A 17,562-nucleotide genomic window follows, 5' to 3' on the forward strand; every position below is an offset into this window, starting at 1 on the left:
TTACTCAACAATTAAAATATTTGTATAAGTCAAAATATTGTCCTGAATTTAGCTAAAAAAAGAGTTGATTTAGAGTTAGTGAAGACGATTGAACAGAGTTGCTTGTACTTAGCGAGTTGCTAGTTTAATAAATTATTTTACTGAATGAAGAGAGATAGTCTATAGCTAATTAATGTAATCATTTAATTCGAGTGTGAGACGCTGATTGAAATCTAAGAGTTTCTGTATAATATTAGTAAGTGACTAAAACAGCACCAAAATAAAAAAGTACGAAATTATGCTCTTTATATAAAACTTTAAATATGAAAGTCTTATATAAATATAAGCGTCAAAAATCTTATAATCCATAGTAGACGGTTGTTTCACGAAACTTATAGCTCCTAGCTTCGTACTTTTTTCAGTACGAACTCGTACTCAACGATTTTCCGTTGTTTCAGCTCCCTCTAGCTTTTCGGTTATTTTTAAGTTGAAATTAAAAAAACAGCTACTTAATGTAGCGCTGTTACTACTAATCATTGACAAGCTAGCCTGCATTTCATTATTTATTTTTTCAATTCAATGGGATGAAATCTCCGAGTAGCAGAACGATATTCCCAAGCAATACCATCTTGGTCTAATGCCATTGACCACTCACAAAAATCAGGTTTTGAGCGTTTATTACTAACAGTTGAAGAAGAGGAATTGAGTCTTTTAGCCAAGGCGGTTCCAGTTAACCCTTTCTTGACAACCTCAGTTGACAATCCTTTAGGTAGCACGAAAGAAGATGGCAGTGATGTCCTGTCTGCTGGCTTGAACTCTATTTGATTAGGTTGAGTTAGTACAGAGGAGGTTGTAGCACTGAATTGTTGAAGTGTTGTGTTCGGTTCGTTGGCTAGTTTAGCTAGTGCGTCGCGCAGGTACTCATACTTTAAAGATAAAACGGCTACTTTCATCTCCAAACTGATTTCATCTTTATCGGTACAGTTTCTCGATTTTTCCAAACCAACAGGAAGCAAAACCCCTTGTGCTTTTATCCCAAAGTAGTCGCAAAGAACTATTTCTACAGCTCGTGACAAAGATTGAATGCCATGCTCCTGCTTGAACTCGGCTAAACGCTCATAAACGGGAGTATGTAAATAGGCAAGGACTTGAGGTTTATTGGTAGCCATTGTTTGAAGTCGGCAGGAATTAACTGGCTACCTTAAACAATGCCTCTGCGTGTGTAATAAGACCAATCTTTCCTGTCATGACAACAGGCTTACGCAATAGCCCTTGACAATTTATCTTTTGCACTTAGAGAAAAGCCATCAAGCTTGAGTAGCTAGCTATCAGGAGAACCTACTCAAATCGAACGATCCTGTCAATCCCTCTCATCAAAATCCTGTCAGGATAACAGGCGTTCGATTAGTAGCATCTTCAGCTTTTGAGATGGCTTTATCGTTAGTAAAAGATTCTTTGTCTAAGCCTTCTCTTTGAGTTGATGGCTGCAACACTATACCTAGTTTTATGACCTTTCTCTCTATCCGTAACGGTAATCAACCTCCCACTACTGTCGAGATTATTGATGACCACATTCTCATGCGTGAGCTAGAAATCCGTCATCCAGAAGCAGCATACTACTTGAGACAGCTCCCTCACTCACAACAAGAAGCGGCTCTTGTGGGGATTTTTGAGATGGGTTTCGCCTGCCGACAATTTGCTCAAGCCCGTCAAGATACAACCTTTGTCGAACAACGGATGCAATCTCTATTGGTTGAATTTCAACAAGCCGTTAGAGGAATTGCCCAGTCCTTCGAGCAGGAGTTGCTGAGTCAAATCGGTGCGGAAAATGGTCAAGTCTTGGCACCTCTTAAGACCCAGATTGACCAGACAGCGACTGTCCTTACCATGCAGGTCGATAGTATCCGAACTCTCTTAGCACAAGATATCGATCCTTCTAAGGAAACTTCTGTTCTTGGTAACGCCCTTAAAACCATTCGGGATTTACTCAACCCCAAACTTTCTGATTCGATTCAAGGTGCATTCGACACAGCCATAAAGAATGTGAGTACAGACAAGGGTACTTTAGCCCAAACGGTAAGCAGTGTTGTCAGTGAAGCCGTCAAACCCTTAGCAGAGGAAGTAGACAAACTCGCTCGTGAGATTCGAGACAAAGCCGTTACCGCATCAGTACTAGAGCAAACGCTTGTCAAAGGCATCACTTATGAAGAAGCTGTTGTTGTGGAACTTCAGGATTGGTCAAAGGTCTGTGGAGCTGAAGTACATTATGTCGCTAAAGAAAACCGACCGGGTGATATTCTCCTCAAGCTCACTGCCAACTCAATAGCGACAATAGAGATTTCCATCATCATTGAAGCGAGAAACCGCCCTTCTGAACGTTGGGGTCGGCAATTGATTTCCAAGCGCTTAACGAAAGCGATGGCGATACATCAAGCGAATACGGCAATTTTCCTGAGTTCTTCTCAAGAGGGGTTGGCACAGGAAATTGGTATATGGGCATTGGGAGAATGTGAGTATGGAATTTGGGTAGCGACCACACACGAGCTGCTTGCCGTTGCGATTCAGTTCCTCATCGTGCGGCAGCAATTAGCCACTCAACAAGCGTTCAACTCGAAACTGGATGCTAGAGCAATAGAAGCTCAAATGCAGCAAATACAGTCATCGTTGAATTACATCAATCAAATCAACACACACGTAACGCAGTTACAACAACAGGCGGAGGGGATTCGGACAAAAGCTAAAGCAATGAGAGCGGAAATTAAGAGTGCGCTAGTCTTAACTAGTGAAGCTCTTAGTGCTGTTAAGAATGAAGATTAAAGCGATGTTTAAGAAAACTTGGCTTAGTGTTCCCCACTAAAGAGGGTGGGGAACAGGTGAAAGGTGATCGCTAAACAGCAAAGCCTTTAGTCATTGCTACCACTACCATTACCTGGGTAACGATTTTCCAATATTGCAAAAGGCGTTCAATGTTCTGTTGCATAATATTGAACCGTTCCTCACAGGCTAATATTCTCTCCCGCTCAGCATCCAAGCGCATTTCTATAAGTCCTAAGCGCTCTCGCTCGGCTTCCCGCTCAGCCCTGACTTCAACAACATAGTTATTTATGGTCTTGACCAAGCTGTTGAGGCTATCGCTGGTTTGAGTGATTTGGTCTAGTAGTAAATTTGAGCGCTCGGAAAACTCATAATCACGCTCTTCAAGCTGCCGAATTGTGGAGTGGATTTCTGCAAGCTGCTGATCTGGGAACGGTTCACCGTTGTCTTGAGCATAGCGTTCCGGTGTTTCACTCATGAGCTTACCCCCCGATTAACTGAAAGGGACTGTACGATATAACACTTTGCCCTTTCCCTATTCCTCAGTGCCAGTGACTCAGCAACAGACCGCACGGCAGAGGGGAAAGCCTTGAGCTTTTCCTCAAAGCTGGGTGAAGGCTGGGGACACACAGGGCGATCGCTCGTTTGATAGCGTCTTAGTTTTTCACTCAGGGTAATTGAGTGGTACGCCAGCCTCACTCATCGAATCAATGCTGTTTACTTATCTCTTTTTCTTCGCTCTCGCCTTCTGTTGCGCTTCCTTTGATTGATTGTCGTCTTTGTTCTCATTGATTGTCCACCGAATGTGGGAGTATTTGCGGTCAACGCGCTGATGGCTTCGGATGGGGTGATTATCCCAGTAGACATGGCGTACCTGGGACTATTGGGGATAAGGGGTATCGAACGAGCGCTGGCTTTAATTCGAGAGCATTTAGACCACCCGATTCGCATTGCGGGGGTGCTGGCGACCCGTTTTGATGGTCGGAACAACCTCTCGAAAGAGGTTTTTGCTTCGCTCAAGAATCATTTTGGCGACCAAATGTTCAAAAGCGTGATTCCAGAGACAGTGAAGTTACGGGAGGCTCACGTAGCACTCCTCATCGATTTTTGAGTACGACCCAAATGGCACTGGGGCAAAGGCTTATCGTGAATTAGTTGAAGAGGTATACCAATGGCAGTAAGTAAGAATAAGTCACGCTCGGTTCTAGGTGACAACCCTTTGTTACAGGGGATTTTCAGTAAGACGGAAACCAAAACTCCAACTCAAACCCCAGAGCCAAATCCGGAAGAACCTAGATTAAAGAATCAAGAATCAAGAATATAGAGTCCTAGTGTTTCATAGGTTTAACGGGCGATTGCACTCAGAGCTTTATGGATTTCGACCATTGCAGAAGTGTCGAGTTTGCAATAAGCCTTAAGAGCAGCAGTCATCTTCTGCTTTCGCCTTGGTTCTGAGGCTTTGATCATCTCGTCCCAAATAGCTTGGGCTTCGTCACCACGTTTGACTTCTAAATCGTCATAGCTCAGGTCAGGAACAAGAATGGGTAAAACCTTTTTAATGGATGTTTTTCCCAGAAATGCCGGATGCTTGTAGTGCTTTTTGAAGATGTCTTCTTGATCCCAAAGTCGGTTAGCTATTGATTCTAGTTGTTGTCTGTATCTCGGAAAATCTAGAGCGAGCTTCTTCAGCAATTTACTCTCAAAGGATTTATGGTAAACGATTACAGAGCCTACGCGACCGATAGCAGTTACTAAGGCGGCAATAAGAGATGGTCTTGGGTCAGACTCATCAGCGTGGAGATATTCGTAGTGTTCTAAACTATCATCTTCCTGCAAAACGTGACAACTGTATTGGAAAGGAAATTGCTCGTAGGGTTTTAGCCCCTTAAATCTGGGAATGGCAGGATTGTGAGTTTCAAAATCAAAGAAGTGGAGGGGATATTCTAGGTTTGTGAGGCTAGTGGCGATCACCTCTTGATCAATCATCGGCTGTTTAGTCTGAATAGAATCAACGTAGATACGCTGATTCTCGGTGAGTGGAAAGTTAGTAGGCAGGCTCAGGAGGTCAAAGATTTTTCGCTGGACTAAGTCTTTCAATTTTTCCTCGTGAAGACGGGGAATGGTGAATATGGAGGCTTCTGGAATTCCCTGCCAGCATGAGTTTTTAAAGGGACAAGGATTGGGTTTGTCGCAATGTTTGCCAACTGTGAACTCTGGTTCGATATCGCTAGCTAAGGTTGTTTTAGAGTTTTGCAGGAGTGATGGAATCTTCTTGAGAGTTTTATCGACCTTTGATGTGATGTTCTCTAGTGTAAAAAGGTTAGATAAATGCGGATAAAAGCAGTCTTGGGTATTGATGTGCATCAACTTTGTTGTGTTCAGGCTGATTCCCGCACCTATTAAGACATACTTTTGGAGCGCTACGTCTTCAATGTGTTCATCTTTAACTTTGCTGGAAGATTTGACCTCAATCAGTTCCCAATCTCCTGTAGCATTTCGGAGAAGAATATCGCATCGAATGAGCAAACCATCAAAAACGAAGGCGGCTTCAAAAAGGCAAGAGGCTCCTGACAAAGTTGCCTGCTGGGTTTCTTGAATTGCATCTAAGCTGTTTCCTGTAATCAATTTTCCATCTGGAAACTGCTGACGGGCGTAGTGCCCGACCTCATTGCCTTGATTAATGATTCGCTGTTGTGCTGGAGCTAATGCAGTTGCTCGATTAGGCTCTTTCACTTCAAGCCAGAGGCGCTTTTGACATTGCAGACCGCTCATGAAGTTTGACTTCGTGATAAAAAGAGCCATATAAGTAGAATCTCCCAATCTGTAGTTACAGACTTAGAGTTCCCGCTCCAGAGGATGTTGGAACAGATGCAAACTATAAAAATAGGTAGGTACTTGAAATTCAGATGAGTCGATTTCAGCACTACAGGCTCTCTGTTGAAGCTTGGGCAACAACAGAAAGGATTCAACTTACAGAGGAGTGTAGTACTAAACACTTCGGAGACTAGCATTCCGTTTCTGACGAAAATCGCGCCTCCCTTCCCAAAAAAAGCGATCGCATCCCCTAATCCTCAAACGCGATCGCATCCAGCAATTAGAGCGGCAAATTCAAATTTGGGAAACGTTGATAGAGAAGTTGGGAGGAACTGACAGCGAATAAGTATCACGTTTTCTCTGTTTCGGGGACGAGGCGCGATCGCTTCCTGTCCTTAAAGTGATCGCCTCGGTGCTGCCTGTGATTTTCGGATTATTGATTTACCGAGCGTTCGCCTTGTGATTGGCCTGTCAGGGTTTAGGTGTTTAGTGCTGAAATTTTCTTACATAATTCAAGTTGTAACTTTATCTCTTCAGGTAGATCTTTGACATATACCTTACCAGCAATACGAAAACCTAGATCAGAATGACGTGTTTCTACATTATCCAATAAGTTAGATGCCGATAGAAATGGTGCAGACCTATAGAGGTAATCAAGGAAACTTCCTCCTCGAACTGCAACCTTCGTTGATGGGTCATCGCCTAATGCTGGAGGATCTGCTTCTGTACACCACTCCCAGACATTTCCGAACATATCTGAGACTCCCCTACTATTCCAGCGATATCCTAGTAAATCTATCGGAGCAGGTGAAGATGCTTGTTGGTGCGATTGTGGAGTTTGGTTAACCCAAGTTTTTGGATCAAGCCCTAGATACTCAGTTCCTAAGGCAGCGAAGTTCCAAAGCTTTGTAAACGGAATTTCAGTATAGTTGTAAGGATCACACGAGTTAACCCAAGCGCTATATTCAACTGCATCTTCATATGAAACACAGACAACAGGTTTTTCGGGTTCACTAAAATCTTTTTCTTGCCAAGGATAGAAAGGTCCTTGCCATCCACTTTTAACTTCATTGAGTTCATAATAATGCTTTCCTACTGGCTCCTTACCTAGTAGTCTGCTCTCTACAAACTTCTTGTATTGGGCATTGGTTATTGGATGCTTACCAATACAGAAAGCCATTCCTTTTTGGGGATAAATTGGAAGAACAACCATAGTACTTCCATCTGCCCAGGGAATTTCGTAAGGAGTCCACGTAGAATCATCTCTAGATAAAAAGAAGTTTCCTCGCTCTTGCCCAAATGTATAAGGGTAAGGGACACGTTTATCTGAAAATTGACGATTATGCTCCCTTGCTCTCTCTGTCAGCCATTGCATTAGCTCTTGAATCGATAGTTTATTGTCATTATTTTCATCAGCTTCATGAAACTTATCTCCAAGTGCAGAGCAAATATTTGTTGTTAAAAAACCTCCTTCTAATTCTTCAAGTTCGCGTGCTCTTTCCAAGCGATCACTTGCCATGAGTACCAAGTGATTATTAGGATGAATGAGCTCCTCAATCGGCTCACCTACGGCATTTCTCAACCCAGTCATATTTACAGCAGCACCTGCATGACAACAATCAAGTATAAGCAATGTGCTATGGGCTTTACAAAAACGGAATGCCTGTATTATGTCCGAAACAAGTATTGATGTAGTACCAAGCCGATTGATTTCTGTATTGTCCCACAGGAGAAAAAGTGCTCCTTTTTCAAGAATTCCATGACCTGAAAAATAACATACAAAGGTATCTTCTGAAGTACACGATTCAGCAAATTCATAAAGCTGCTCACGAACCTCAAACGGTTTTGCTCCAAATTGTGGAGACATGACCTCAAAGCCGCAGCGAGAACCTTCAAGACAAGCTTTTATACGTTCTGCATCCTTACGAGCATACCTTAGAGGGCTAAGGTTAGTAGGCCCGTTCGATCCCACTACAAAAGCTCTACGCATTCCATTACCTCTAAGCAGCGGTATTTGTGATCTCTATTTCAAAGCCAAGTGCTTTAATCTTTATTTCCTGCTGTCCTTTGTCTCTTGTAGATTCCAAAAGTTTTGATCGTCTTATCCATTGCATCTTTGGTTCACCAGAACTGTCTCTAACAACGTTTCCAGCAGAATCTTCGACTGGAACTAAAACAGTTTCATAAACTACAACATCTTTATAAGTTAAAGATTGAATTGCTTTTGAAAGAATAGGGGTAAGAGCTGCTACAAGTGCTGCTGATGCCAATATTATTATTGCAACGTCCTTTTCCCCAGAACCAAGCTTGGCAGGATCTTGTCCTTTATGTTCCTTAACTGCACAACCTTCACGCTTTAGAAGATCTTCCAAATTGATTCCGTTGTCCGCCAAAATATCTTCAACCTCAGGCGAGGCAAGTACAAAAAGCTCCGTCTGCCCTTCCATGAATCTCTCCAGTTTATTTGCCAGCCTAAAATTGCTGTTAAAACAGCAAATATACAAATCTTTCTATATGAGACTCAGGCTTAAGATAGATTTCAGGACAAAGCAAAAAAACTTAATTCACTGGTTTTGTGCTGTAAGCGACAATTTTACGTTGTTCACACATTATTTCCAAAGCTCACCATTTAGCTGAAGCTTCCATATGACGATGGCAAAGAGTTTCTGTGGTGAGTAGGATTGGGCAATGGCTTGGATTTTCACTAAGTCAAGCATCGCTATTCCTCACTTTTCCGCTCTGCCTGCTTTGCCCGAATTGCAGAACGGACTAACTTTACCTGATACGGATCGGCATCCTTGCGCCAAACGAGTCGATGCCCCCTCAACTCGGCACAGTGTTCTTCCAAACATTTCAGCCAACCGTTGCGATCGCTAATTGCCTTCCAATTGTCGAGCAACCCCCAATCCTCCTCTTGCCGACTCAACTTGGCAAATTTCTCGTAGAGGGGATAGTCTGATTTGACCAGCAAATCCTTCTGATGCAGCACTGGCGGATTGTCATTTGGATCGTAGTCCCGGTAGTGAACGTGCAAATCCCGCAAATCGATCTGCATACTCGTGTACAGTGCAGGATGAGGAGCGGTGTCGAAGTCCGGGTAAAACTGATAAGTAATCTTAGGCTTGCGAAAGTGAAACTTGACAACTGTTGCCTCTTCTGGGCGACCGATGGTGCGGGAAGCACAGCCTTCATACAGACGTAGTAGCGGGTCAAGAGCTTCGATCGCCGAAACATGAACCCAAAGAGAATTGGGAAGCTTCTTACCGATGGGGCTACTTTGACAGCGTTCCCCAATTGTCTCTAAATTTCCCACACTCATCAGCATGATATCAGCCGCCGTGCAGGCTTGGTGGTAGCTACCGAAAAGGCACTTGATATCGTTGCGAACATCGGCAGCTAAATCTCGCGGTTTGGGACGACGGCTGAAGTGGGAAAGGGCAAGATAAACCAGCAAATCCTGACGACGACGTTCGGTGATTTCATCCCACTCTTGAGGATTTGTTGCTTGTAGAACAATCTGGAAGGCGCGGCGCAAGTTGCCGAATTCAGCGCTCAAGGCTTCCTCTTGTGGCAACTCGTCCTTAACTGGGAGTCGCCCTCGCTCCGCCACAAACGCCATCAGGGGAGCCAACAGTTCTTTGTAGTCCTCAAATCGCTTGCTAGCCAGTTGAATCCTGGGAACCGAGACACGCGATCGGAACCGAGATGCTCTAAAACTTTGCGCCTGTGCTTCATCTCGAAAAATGAAGTAGACACCCAGAGCCACTGGAACCGCATCAACGCCCAGCACTTGGTCGATGTAGAGCTTCAGTTCCTCCTGATCGTAATACTTCTGAAACGTATTTCGCGTCGTGATTACCCCATCCCCGTAGGCAATCTGGCTGTTCCCTTGAGTAATCAAAACTTGCGCTGCCACAATCAGCACTTTGCGGGTTAGTTCCCAGGCTTTAATCAATGCCTCTCGTCGCTCTGCTTGGGATTCAATCACGTTGATGACGTAGCCCAAGTTGACGATATCTGCCGAACTCAGGGGTGTATCAGGGCGATAATAAGGGTCCCAACCGGAACTGCTGTACCCGAATTTGGCAACCCGCTCGATGTCTCCCCCCAGTCCGCAGCCATAGTCAAAAAATGTTGTTTCTGGCGTGAACAGACTTGTTTCCAAGGCTAGCCGCATCGGCTTGGAGAAATCGTTGCGGCTGATGGCGGCTTTGTGCCGGTCAATCTTGATTGAGGACGTTTGGGAATTGACAAGCGATCGATGAACCAAGCTGTGCCCCTGAAATGTTACCTTGAACTGTGCGAGTCGCTCCTCCCATGCCAAGCGAGTCCCGATGGCACGGGCATTATCCAGCAATCCCAAGGCTTCTTCCTGGCGGGTCAATGCCGCAAACTGTTGATAGTGGGGGTAGTCTGGGGTAACGAATGTCTCCTTACGATGCAGAATGAACGGGTTATCCGTGTTGCTGTAGTCGCGGTGGTTTACTTCACGGTTCGTTAAATTAACCTGAATACTGGTTTGTAGAGCCGGATGGGGATTGGCATCAAACTCTGGATAGAACAGGTAAGAAATACTGGGTTTGCTGATATTGAACTTGACAAGTGTTGCGCCTTCGACATCAGGGGCAATCTGACGAGCTTCACTCTCGTAGTCTTGCAGGAGAGGGTCTAACGCTTGTAGGGCTGTAACGTGGACGTATAAAGCATCAGGCAAAAGCTTGCCCACCTTACTGCGTTGGCAAGTCGCAAAAATTTCGCTGAATTGGTCAAAACTACAGAACATCGATTCAGCAGCTTTAGATTTCGCCTGTTGACATTGATTGGAACTTATTATGCTACTGCTGGCGGTGTTTTGAAGAAGTTAAAGCTGACAATCTTTGCTCGAAGATGGCATCAAGGCGGGAGAACGCTTCTTCTGTATTATCGCTGGGCTTCCTGAATAATGCTTTCCCAAAGGGCATTGAGAGCTTGCAGGTTTGGGCAGAAAGCCATAATACAAGAATTTACTAACGCTGAGCTTCGCTAAAGCGATCGCGCCAGTTTTGGGTTTGACTTGAAGCGAATATCTCGCCAGACTTAGAAGGGTGCAATCGCACGTCTCACCCGATCCCTCCCGCGATTGCGCGAAGCGCAGCGCCAGAGGCGATTGCGCTCTTAGCCTATAAAACTGGAATTCATGGCGGAACAAATTAGCCTTCCTTTAGAAGGCGTTATTACTCAAGTCCCTGATGTCAATCCCGTCTTTGCCCGTCACGAGACGTTTCACCCTCGGTTTGGTTGGCTGAAGAAGGGTTTTGATTGGGCAAAGCGAGATTCAGAGGTTTTTCTGAGAGACGATGCGCCTGTTCGTTTAGGCGTTGGGAAGAACATGGTTACTTCCATTCGCTACTGGTGTTCTGCCTTCAAGGTACTTGAGGATGATCCAGATGTTACTAGTAAGGCTCGTTACAGTACCCCGTCAGATTTTGGCAAAAAGCTTTTAGATGAAAACGGTTGGGATGAGTTTCTAGAAGACCCAGCTTCCTTATGGCTCCTGCATTGGAATCTGCTCAAGCCTACCTGTGAAGCGGCTGCTTGGTATTTTACATTTCATGTCTTTCACCAAGTAGAATTTTCGGCAGACGACTTGTTTGAGGCTCTTTGTAAATATAGGGACAGTCTGGGCAGTCGTATCGTCGATGCTTCGCTGAAAAAAGACATCACCTGCATTTTGCGGATGTATGTGGAACAAGGTTCTAGAACAGGTGTCAGCGAGGATTCCATAGATTGTCCTTTTACAGAGTTAGGAATCATCCAGACGCTGGGAGATTCAAAACGCTACACGTTTCAGGTTGGTTCAAAAGCTAACCTACCTGCTGAGGTTGTCGTTGCAGCTTGTTTAGAGTTCGCTGCCTCGAAGGGAAGCCAGAAAACGATATCTATTTCCAGTCTCACTTTCGATCCGGGTAGCCCTGGCTTAGCCTTTAAGCTGAATGAAAGTGCGCTCTGTGATGCGATCGAGCAGGTAGAGCGATGGTCAAACTACCTTACACTATCTGACTCGGCTGGGTTGATTCAGTTTTCCTTTACAAGGAATGCAAATGAACTAGCACAGGATATCCTAGACAGGTACTTTAGTACTAGACGCGGTGGGGCAAAGTAATGAAACGACCACTATCTCAATATTTCAGCGTCGATCGCCGCTATTCTCGTTCGATTAATCTAGAGCGGGATCTAGAGCGGGTTGAGGCATTGGTAGGATATGTCCCCACCGAACGGTCAGTTGATGCCCTCAGACGAATTTTGAAGGGGTTGACAGACTCCCAAGCTAATCGTGCTTGGACGTTGACAAGCGTGTATGGCACGGGGAAATCGGCTTTTGTCCATTATCTCGTCTCTCTTTTTGCTCCAGTAGATAATTCAATGCGCTCCTCAGCGTTAGAGATTACTCAAAAGGCACTGGGGTCTGATAGTGCCGAGTACTGTAGTTTAAGAGATGCTATACCCAGCCAAGGTTTATTTCGTGCTGTTGTCACTGCACAGCGCGAACCGATTGGCAATACCATTGTCCGCGCTTTGGCACGAGGGGCGAGGCTATTTTGGTCACCAGCCAAACAGGCAAAAATTGCGATCGCTCGTCAATTAGTAGACCTAGAAGCAGAGATTTCCAGTGGTGAGACGGTAAACAGCCGAGAAATTCCCAACCTAGTGCAGGAAGTTGCCCAAGCTGCCAAAACAGATGTCTTCTTAATTATTGATGAACTGGGCAAGAATCTAGAATTTGCTGTCTACAACGAAGGGGCTGAAGACTTATATCTATTGCAGCAGTTATCTGAACTGCCAAAAGATAGCGGTTCGGCTGTCTATTTGCTTGGAATATTGCACCAGGCGTTCACAGACTACGGTCAGAGATTAGCTGCTGTCCAGCGTAATGAATGGGCAAAGATTCAGGGACGGTTTGAGGATATTCCGTTCACTGAGTCAGCAGGGCAGATGGTACGGTTGATGGGTCAGGTCATCAATCAATCTGAGGCGGAACAGTTTGATTGTGCAATTTCCAACCAAGCTCAAGAATGGATTGAGAGTCTAGACAGTATTACCAAAGCTGAAGAACTAACTTCTAAAGATTTAGGTGCTGTCTACCCCTTACATCCACTGGCAGCGTTGGTGTTGCCCATGTTATGCGCCAAGTATGGGCAGAACGATCGCTCGCTATTCACATTTCTCACGAGTTCTGAACCCTATTCTTTTCGGAATTTTTTGGAAGAGGAAACGCTTAATGGATCGATTCCAGAAACCCTAAAGCTCGATCGCGTCTATGACTATTTCATTGAAGCGGCAGGTATGGGTTTGGGATCTAGACCCAACTTACAGCGGTGGGTGGAGATTCAGAATTTAATTGCCGATGCCAAACACCTTGATGACGATTATCTCAGGGCTTTGAAAACAATCGGCACGTTAAACCTAGTGACGACGACTGGCGCGGTTAAGGCAACGCCTGAATTGGTATCGTTGGCATTGTGCGATTTACCCAAGGATGAAGACCAACGGCAGAAATGGGACGATATTATCGATCACCTGTTAAGACGAAATGTTATCACCCATCGTCGGTTACTAGATGAACTGCGGCTTTGGGAAGGGTCTGATTTTAATGTAGAGGGTGAGGTGGCTGCTCTAATCGAGCAAGAGCGATCGCCTTTAGCCAGTCTTCTATCTGAAAATTACCCTCTTAAGCCTTTAGTCGCTCAACGGCATAGCTATAAAACAGGGACGTTGAGATATTTTGAGCGGCGATATGTTGATGCTGCCGAAGATTTAGCCAAACTTCGTTGTGAGAGCAAGGATGCTAATGGGTTGATTGCTTGCTGGTTAGATGAGGAACTACCAAGCGAACCTCCAGCCAAAACAGCCGATGGCAAGCCGCTAATTGTTTTATGTGCAACAAAACTAGGTGTCCTACGAGTTCAGGCGCTAGAATTCGCTGCACTTCAGAAAATCCAAAGGAGTGCTTTACAACTGCAAACGGATGCTGTTGCTAGGCGCGAAGTACAGTATCGGTTATTCGACACTAAACGATTGCTTGATGCAAGCTTAAGCCAAGCATTTGATGTGGCTGTTAATCAGAATGTGTGTTGGATTCGGGGAAAACGTGAAAGGATAAGCCACGTTACAGACTTTAATGCAAAGCTGTCGAAGGTTTGTGGTGAGGTTTATCACAAAACTCCGATTCTTTGGAATGAGCTAATTAATCGCCGGGAATTAACGACTCAAGGTGCTAAGGCAAGGCGGGAACTAATTGAGGCGATGTTGGAGCATTCCGATAAGGAAAGAATGGGATTAGAGGGGTATGGTCCCGAAGTCGCCATGTATTATTCCCTGCTAGAGGAGACGAAAATTTATCGCGTTGAAGAACAAGAGTGGGGATTCTACCCACCTCAAAAAGAGTCTGGTTTGTGGAGTCTTTGGCAGGCAATTGAGGAGTTCTGTCTGCAAGCGAAGGACAAACAGCAGAGCTTAGACAAACTCTACCAGTACTTAGAAGCACCACCTTATGGGGTTAAGCAGGGACCGATTCCAGTGCTGCTGGCGGCTGTATTGCTATACCACGTTGATGATGTGGGTGTTTATAAGGATGGGACGTTTATCCCAATTTTAGGGGCAGAACATTTTGAGCTGCTGGTGAAAGACCCTTCGCGGTTTTCAGTTAAGTATTTTGAAATTGCTGGTTTGCGATCGCAAGTCTTTAAGGAACTCGAAGCGATTTTGCGATCGCCCAAGATGCGGATACCTACGGGAGTCCGGAACGTGACGGTGCTAGCGGTAGCTAAGCCTCTATTTCAGTTTGTGAGAAAGCTACCTGCCTACACACTCAAAACCAAGCGCCTGAGTTCGGAAGCGCATGATGTCTTGCAAGCCTTGCAGCAGGCACAAGAACCGGATGAACTTCTGTTTACATCCTTGCCTCTAGCTTGTGGGTTGCCGCCTATCGGTACGGGTGAAGCTGAGGATAGCGAAGCGGACGCAGCCGAAAGCGAGTATGGTACAACGGCGAAAACGTTACGGAAAAAGCTAGTTCAGGCGCTTCACGAGATTCAGACTGCCTATGACCGCTTGCTGAGTGAATGTAAGGCACGTCTGCACGATGCCTTCGGGGTTAGTAGTAAGGAAGCCAAGCTGCGGGAGGATTTGCGGGTTCGAGCAACCTATCTAATGGGGCAATCTGTTGAACGCACTCTGAAGAGGTTCACGCTGGCAGCAACGGATGAGACAAAAACCGATACAGAGTGGTTAGAAGCCCTGGTAATGATTGTGGCGGATAAACCTGCTGAATCGTGGACGGATGAAGATGTTACGGGGTTTGAGATTAAGCTGAGTGACATTGCTAGGCGATTTAAGAACCTGGAAGCCCTACAAAAGGAGGTTGCCGCCAAGGGTGAGGGGTTTGAGGCACGCAAAATTACAGTCACTCGTCCAGATGGAGAGGAAACCAACCGGATGGTTTGGTTTGACAATGAGCAAAAAGATCGGATTGAGTGTCTCCTGGAGGAAATTTTGGGAACACTAAGTAAGTACGACAATCAATTACAGCAAGCTGTCGTTGCTAGACTGACTGAGAGGGTTCTGGGTTCAGTTCCCCAAGACAACCTTGCTCAGATTCGGGATAAGCGACAAGATCAAGAGTATGAGCAAGAAAAAAGTCAGACACATTCTAGGTCTATCAGGCGGCAAGGATAGTACCGCTTTGGCAGTTCTACTGCACAAGGAGATTCCAGAGATGGAATACTTCTTTTGCGACACTCACAAGGAACTGCCAGAGACTTACGAATATCTTGAGCGCATTAAGGCACGTCTAGGTATCAAGATTCACTACCTCAGCGCCAAGCGGGGGTTTGATCACTGGCTTGATATATACGGAGGATTACTGCCCTCACCTAAGATGCGCTGGTGTACCAAGCAAATGAAGATTCTTCCCCTAGAGAAGTTCATCGGTGACGATGAGGCGATCAGTTACATTGGTATCCGAGCTGATGAAAATCGTGAGGGATACATTTCTACTAAGCCCCATATCAAGCCTGTCTTTCCCTTCAAGGAAAAGGAACTTGTAAAAGCAGATATCATCCGTCTACTTGAGGACAGTGGGATTGGATTACCAGACTACTACCGTTGGCGCAGTCGGTCGGGCTGTTTTTTCTGCTTCTTCCAACGGAAGTATGAGTGGGTAATGTTAGCAGAGGAACATCCTGATTTATTTGCCGAGGCTGTTGAGTATGAGCAAGAGCATAGCGACGGCAGACAATATACCTGGACTCAGGGGGAGACTTTGCTAGAACTGCTTGCCCGTAAGGAGCAAATTATCGCTGAACATGAAAAGGCAATATTGAGGGAGAAGAAAGATAATCCTAACCGAGCGTTAGCTCAGGTATTGGAAGAGGTGCTTGATAGCGAGGATGATGAATTGCCGTGTCTTGCGTGTCATCTTTAGTCAATAACGAACTTTCTTAAAGGAGTAAAGATGATTGACACCTCTAAAGCTTTCGGCACTTCGAGCGAGACAGTATCGCCATTCTTTCAGCGATCAGGAGTTAGCTATTTAGCAACTCTTTGGAAAGTCTTTTCCTTTTATAAAAGGCGTGGTTCACCAACTCGCCAGACTGAGCAGGAAAATTAATTTTATTTTTGCTACAAAAACAAGTTATGCCTAAACTACAACTCAGTTTTCATACTACCTTTGCTCTTAAAAAAGAAGATCTGCTCAAAATTATTCAGGCGGCTTCTGAAGAAAAGGGCTTAAACGATAGTCTAGAGGACTTGATAGAAAAAACTGGTCTAGGTAATAAAAAAGTTGTCCCGATGAAAAGTTGGGGAATTCGTGCAGGCTTAATTGATAAAAGCAGTAATCGCCTGAGTCCGGAAGGCAAACTGGTTCTCGCAAAAGATCCCTACTTAGAGTCTCCTGTCACTAACTGGTTGATGCACTTTTACCTCAGCCTGGGTGACAAAGGACTCCAAACTCCACCAAAAAATCCTACTGACTGGGGCGGTTGGACGTATTTTGTCTATACTTTCCTGCCCCAATATCGTGCTTTCACAACCGATGAATTGGTTCACACCAGTGCCCTGATCTTTGACCAAGAAACTCCTAAAAACCTGACCAAAAACTTCAAGATTGTTCTACGAGCATACACCGAAGAGCAGGCATTAGCGAACTGTAAGTTTCTCACTCAAGCAGATGACCAGTTCATTGCCGGACACCCCAACCTACCGAATCCTTACCTGACAGGCTACTTTCTAGCAAAGCTTTGGGAGCGTGACTTCAAAGATGAGCGGTCTGTTCTCACTGAATCTGTCCTAAATCATGGCATGGGACTGGCTCCTGTCTTAGGAATTAACACAGAAGACTTACAGGAGCAACTCAACACGCTAGAGACATACAACATTATTGAGCAACGACGGGCAGTACCCCCCTTCCAAATTATTCCGCGTTGGGACGACCCCCTTATGCTGCTGGAGAAAGCCTATGACAGCGATCTCTAACCTCCTCCTCCGTAATGCTAGACCCGACGATCGAGTACACTTGCTGCTCTGGGATACCCCTAACCCTGTCGAGTTAAGCCAAATCACCCTTTATAACGGTGCTCAGCGAGTGAGCTATCGAGAAAACCTAGTGCAACGGATTAGCCCTGGCGCAAAATTTTTGACCCTGCATCACCAAGTCGATGAAGAGTTAGAAATCATCAAATCCATCTGTGACCAAGCAGTAAAACCAGTCGTGCTGCTAGAGGGCTTGGATTGCCTGATTACCTATCTAAATACCCAGCCTGGTGACTATATCACACTTTTCTGGAGCAGTTTAGAAAACACTCGTAAGCTGCACCGTCTTTTGTGGATACTACTCCCCCATAAACTAGCCCCAAAAACTTGGTCTGAAGCTCGCATCAAACGCATCCCATCCACCTCTCTCTGAAACGGACGCTC

At 45.2% G+C, this 17,562-nt stretch carries 15 protein-coding genes; 9 read left to right on the top strand and 6 right to left on the bottom strand.

The window, feature by feature from the left end; genetic code table 11:
- Positions 1-542 precede the first annotated feature (542 nt).
- On the bottom strand, positions 543-1,148 hold the full coding sequence (locus H6F98_RS12735; protein ID WP_192219067.1) for a hypothetical protein: 606 nt from the start codon (positions 1,146-1,148) through the stop codon (positions 543-545).
- A 337-nt stretch (positions 1,149-1,485) separates the two neighbouring features.
- Between H6F98_RS12735 and H6F98_RS12740 the strand changes: the two genes are divergently transcribed.
- A complete protein-coding gene (locus tag H6F98_RS12740; RefSeq protein ID WP_192219068.1) occupies positions 1,486-2,796 on the top strand; it encodes a hypothetical protein in 1,311 nt (436 codons plus the stop codon).
- A 70-nt stretch (positions 2,797-2,866) separates the two neighbouring features.
- On the opposite strand, the gene H6F98_RS12745 is transcribed toward H6F98_RS12740, so the two are convergent.
- Positions 2,867-3,271: a hypothetical protein gene (locus tag H6F98_RS12745; RefSeq protein WP_192219069.1), complete on the bottom strand. Its 405-nt coding sequence runs from the start codon at positions 3,269-3,271 to the stop codon at positions 2,867-2,869.
- 288 nt (positions 3,272-3,559) lie between these two features.
- Between H6F98_RS12745 and H6F98_RS12750 the strand changes: the two genes are divergently transcribed.
- Positions 3,560-3,904, top strand: coding sequence for a ParA family protein (locus tag H6F98_RS12750; protein ID WP_242058510.1), 345 nt, complete (start codon positions 3,560-3,562; stop codon positions 3,902-3,904).
- A gap of 233 nt (positions 3,905-4,137) precedes the next feature.
- Here the strand turns inward: H6F98_RS12750 and H6F98_RS12755 are convergent, their stop codons facing one another.
- The gene (locus tag H6F98_RS12755; RefSeq protein ID WP_206759649.1) at positions 4,138-5,565 is read right to left on the bottom strand and encodes a DUF2779 domain-containing protein; all 1,428 of its coding nucleotides are present in this window, start codon (positions 5,563-5,565) and stop codon (positions 4,138-4,140) included.
- Positions 5,566-5,730: 165 nt separating this feature from the next.
- Between H6F98_RS12755 and H6F98_RS12760 the strand changes: the two genes are divergently transcribed.
- The gene (locus H6F98_RS12760) at positions 5,731-5,943 is read left to right on the top strand and encodes a hypothetical protein (RefSeq protein WP_192219071.1); all 213 of its coding nucleotides are present in this window, start codon (positions 5,731-5,733) and stop codon (positions 5,941-5,943) included.
- Between the two features lie 142 nt (positions 5,944-6,085).
- On the opposite strand, the gene H6F98_RS12765 is transcribed toward H6F98_RS12760, so the two are convergent.
- From H6F98_RS12765 to H6F98_RS12775, 3 genes are all read right to left on the bottom strand, one after another.
- On the bottom strand, positions 6,086-7,597 hold the full coding sequence (locus H6F98_RS12765; RefSeq protein WP_192219072.1) for an SUMF1/EgtB/PvdO family nonheme iron enzyme: 1,512 nt from the start codon (positions 7,595-7,597) through the stop codon (positions 6,086-6,088).
- A 10-nt stretch (positions 7,598-7,607) separates the two neighbouring features.
- Positions 7,608-8,054, bottom strand: a complete 447-nt coding sequence (locus tag H6F98_RS12770) for a hypothetical protein (protein WP_192219073.1) — start codon at positions 8,052-8,054, stop codon at positions 7,608-7,610.
- 272 nt (positions 8,055-8,326) lie between these two features.
- Positions 8,327-10,441, bottom strand: a complete 2,115-nt coding sequence (locus tag H6F98_RS12775) for a DNA phosphorothioation-associated putative methyltransferase (RefSeq protein WP_313929856.1) — start codon at positions 10,439-10,441, stop codon at positions 8,327-8,329.
- 342 nt (positions 10,442-10,783) lie between these two features.
- Here H6F98_RS12775 and H6F98_RS12780 point away from each other — a divergent pair, with 342 nt between their 5' ends.
- Genes H6F98_RS12780 through H6F98_RS12805 form a run of 6 tightly spaced genes read left to right on the top strand, consistent with a single transcriptional unit; the run spans position 10,784 to position 17,551 of the window.
- Entirely contained in the window at positions 10,784-11,749 is a 966-nt protein-coding gene (locus tag H6F98_RS12780) for a DUF4007 family protein (RefSeq protein ID WP_192219075.1), read from the top strand.
- A complete protein-coding gene (locus H6F98_RS12785; protein ID WP_192219076.1) occupies positions 11,749-15,321 on the top strand; it encodes a hypothetical protein in 3,573 nt (1,190 codons plus the stop codon). The genes H6F98_RS12780 and H6F98_RS12785 overlap by 1 nt, the downstream gene beginning before the upstream one ends.
- A complete protein-coding gene (locus H6F98_RS12790) occupies positions 15,269-16,069 on the top strand; it encodes a phosphoadenosine phosphosulfate reductase family protein (protein WP_192219077.1) in 801 nt (266 codons plus the stop codon). Before H6F98_RS12785 ends, H6F98_RS12790 begins: the two co-directional genes overlap by 53 nt.
- A gap of 30 nt (positions 16,070-16,099) precedes the next feature.
- On the top strand, positions 16,100-16,255 hold the full coding sequence (locus H6F98_RS12795) for a hypothetical protein (RefSeq protein ID WP_192219078.1): 156 nt from the start codon (positions 16,100-16,102) through the stop codon (positions 16,253-16,255).
- Between the two features lie 26 nt (positions 16,256-16,281).
- Positions 16,282-17,121 carry a DUF4007 family protein gene (locus H6F98_RS12800; RefSeq protein WP_192219079.1) on the top strand — a complete coding sequence of 280 codons (840 nt, stop codon included), beginning with the start codon at positions 16,282-16,284 and terminating at the stop codon, positions 17,119-17,121.
- Positions 17,105-17,551: a hypothetical protein gene (locus H6F98_RS12805; RefSeq protein ID WP_192219080.1), complete on the top strand. Its 447-nt coding sequence runs from the start codon at positions 17,105-17,107 to the stop codon at positions 17,549-17,551. Before H6F98_RS12800 ends, H6F98_RS12805 begins: the two co-directional genes overlap by 17 nt.
- Positions 17,552-17,562 lie beyond the last annotated feature (11 nt).

The organism is Microcoleus sp. FACHB-SPT15 (assembly GCF_014849525.1).
Taxonomy (GTDB): Bacteria; Cyanobacteriota; Cyanobacteriia; order Cyanobacteriales; family Coleofasciculaceae; genus Symplocastrum; species Symplocastrum torsivum.

Coding starts and splice junctions, on each gene's coding strand:
- H6F98_RS12735 (WP_192219067.1), bottom strand. CDS start 1,148: ATGGCTACCAATAAACCTCAAGTCCTTGCCTATTTACATACTCCCGTT.
- H6F98_RS12740 (WP_192219068.1), top strand. CDS start 1,486: ATGACCTTTCTCTCTATCCGTAACGGTAATCAACCTCCCACTACTGTC.
- H6F98_RS12745 (WP_192219069.1), bottom strand. CDS start 3,271: ATGAGTGAAACACCGGAACGCTATGCTCAAGACAACGGTGAACCGTTC.
- H6F98_RS12755 (WP_206759649.1), bottom strand. CDS start 5,565: ATGAGCGGTCTGCAATGTCAAAAGCGCCTCTGGCTTGAAGTGAAAGAG.
- H6F98_RS12765 (WP_192219072.1), bottom strand. CDS start 7,597: ATGCGTAGAGCTTTTGTAGTGGGATCGAACGGGCCTACTAACCTTAGC.
- H6F98_RS12770 (WP_192219073.1), bottom strand. CDS start 8,054: ATGGAAGGGCAGACGGAGCTTTTTGTACTTGCCTCGCCTGAGGTTGAA.
- H6F98_RS12780 (WP_192219075.1), top strand. CDS start 10,784: ATGGCGGAACAAATTAGCCTTCCTTTAGAAGGCGTTATTACTCAAGTC.
- H6F98_RS12785 (WP_192219076.1), top strand. CDS start 11,749: ATGAAACGACCACTATCTCAATATTTCAGCGTCGATCGCCGCTATTCT.
- H6F98_RS12790 (WP_192219077.1), top strand. CDS start 15,269: ATGAGCAAGAAAAAAGTCAGACACATTCTAGGTCTATCAGGCGGCAAG.
- H6F98_RS12795 (WP_192219078.1), top strand. CDS start 16,100: ATGATTGACACCTCTAAAGCTTTCGGCACTTCGAGCGAGACAGTATCG.
- H6F98_RS12800 (WP_192219079.1), top strand. CDS start 16,282: ATGCCTAAACTACAACTCAGTTTTCATACTACCTTTGCTCTTAAAAAA.
- H6F98_RS12805 (WP_192219080.1), top strand. CDS start 17,105: ATGACAGCGATCTCTAACCTCCTCCTCCGTAATGCTAGACCCGACGAT.